The sequence below is a fragment of the Pseudoroseomonas ludipueritiae genome, assembly GCF_014490445.1.
Taxonomy (GTDB): Bacteria; Pseudomonadota; Alphaproteobacteria; order Acetobacterales; family Acetobacteraceae; genus Pseudoroseomonas; species Pseudoroseomonas ludipueritiae.
In genome coordinates this window covers 1-2,014 of the sequence record NZ_JACTUZ010000309.1, presented here as the reverse complement: position 1 = coordinate 2,014, position 2,014 = coordinate 1, and the positions used below count along the sequence as shown (strand labels likewise).

The following is a 2,014-nucleotide window of genomic DNA, read 5'->3' as shown; positions in this document are numbered from 1 at the left end:
GGCACCGGCGGCAGCGTCGGCGCGCCGGTGGCCGCTGGCGGTTCCTCCCTCGGCATGGCGTCGCGCGGCACCCTGGCGCCGCCGGTGCCGCTGCCCGTGCCGGTGCGCTGACCGCCATGCACGACCTGCCCCCACCTTCTCCGGATTCGGTGCCCCAGCGCGGCGGCCATCTGCGCCAGCCGGCCATGCTGCCGCATGACGAGGTGATGGATCTGCGCGTGGCCGGCCAGCGGCCTGCCTCCGCGCGCATCCCGCAGCCGGACCTGCTGCGCCGCGCGCAGCTGGAGAAGAGCCGGGGGCGGCTGGTGGTGGCTGCGCTGGGCTTCGGTGCGTTGTTCCTGGCGGTGGCGCTGAAGCTGGCCGATGCCACGCTGCTGGACCCGGCCCAGCCGGTGCGCCTGCAGGCGGCGCTGCGCGCCGTCGCGCCGCCGACCGAGCACCCGGCCAGCCGCGCGCCCATCACGGACCGCAATGGCGAGATGCTGGCGATGTCGCTGCCGATCACGGCGCTGACCGCCAATCCCCGCGTGCTGCACAACCCGGCGGAAGTGGCGGACAAGCTGCGCACCATCCTGCCGCAGTTGGACCGCGAGAAGCTGATCGAGCGCCTCTCGGGCGACAGGGGCTTCGTCTACATCACCCGCAGCCTGACGCCGCGGGAGCAGCAGGGCATCATCAACCTCGGCATCGCCGGCGTCGATTTCGAACATGCGGAGCGCCGCTACTACCCGCAGGGCCGCGCGGGCGTGCACGTGCTCGGCAATGTGGATGTGGACGGCAAGGGCCTCTCCGGCATCGAGCGCAGCTTCGACGAGCGGCTGCGCACCGAACTGGGCAAGCCGCTGCGGCTGTCGCTGGACATCCGCGTGCAGTTGGCGCTGCGCGACGCGGTGCATGACGCCATCGCCAGCTTCAACGGCATCGGCGGCGCCGGCGTGGTGCTGGACATCAACACGGCCGAGGTCCTCGGCATGGTGTCCCTGCCCGATTACGACGCCAATGACATCAGTGAGGCGACGGCCGACCAGCGCTTCAACCGCGCCACCGTGGGCGTCTACGAGCCTGGCTCGACCTTCAAGCTGCTGACGGCGGCGGCGGCGCTGGAATACGGCACCGCCAATGCCTATTCCAGCCGCTTCGACGCCAGCCGCCCGATGCGCTACGGCCGCTTCACCATCACCGACTACAAGGGCAAGAACCGCTGGCTCTCCTTCCCCGAGGTGCTGGCCTATTCGTCCAACCTCGGCGCCGCGCATATGGCCATGGGCTTCGGGCCGGAGCGGCAGCGCGAATTCCTGAAGAACGCGGGCATGCTCTCCCGCGTCAGCCTGGAAGTGCCGGAAAGGGCGCTGCCGCTGGTGCCTCCTGCCAGTTCCTGGAAGGAGATCAACATGGTCACGATCTCCTACGGCCATGGCATCAGCGTCACGCCGATGCATGTGGTCAACGGCATCTCCGCCATCGCCAATGGCGGCATCCTGCGTGAGCCGACCCTGCTGGCGCAGCCGCCGGGCGTGGAGCGTCCGGGCCGCCGCATCGTCAGCGAGCAGACCAGCGCCACCATGCGCAAGCTGATGCGCCTGGTGGTCACCGATGGCTCCGCCCGCTCGGCCGAGGTGCCGGGCTACTTCCTGGGCGGCAAGACCGGCACGGCGCAGAAGACCGGCCCGCGCGGCGGCTACCTGATGAACCAGCGCATCGCGGCGCTGGTGGGTGCCTTCCCGATGTATGCGCCGCGCTACGCGCTCTATGTCATGATCGACAACCCGCAGGCCAATGCGCGGTCCCATGGCTATGCCACGGCCGGCTGGGTCGCGGCGCCGGCGGCGCATACCGTGGTCAGCCGCATCGCCCCCGTGCTGGGGCTGGTGCCGGAGGACCCGAACAACCCCGCGCTGGTTTCCGCCACCTCCATCCCGCTGCAGCCGCGCGGCGCGCCCTCTGCCCCGGTTGCCAATTCGGCGGCGCGCGCGCCCGTCGTCTCGCCCGCCACCAGCACCCGCGCGGCCGCGCC

At 71.4% G+C, this 2,014-nt stretch carries 1 protein-coding gene; it reads left to right on the top strand.

The genetic code is table 11. The features are described from left to right. Positions 1-116 precede the first annotated feature (116 nt). On the top strand, positions 117-2,014 hold a 1,898-nt coding region (locus IBL25_RS25885; protein ID WP_187781311.1), incomplete at its 3' end, for a peptidoglycan D,D-transpeptidase FtsI family protein.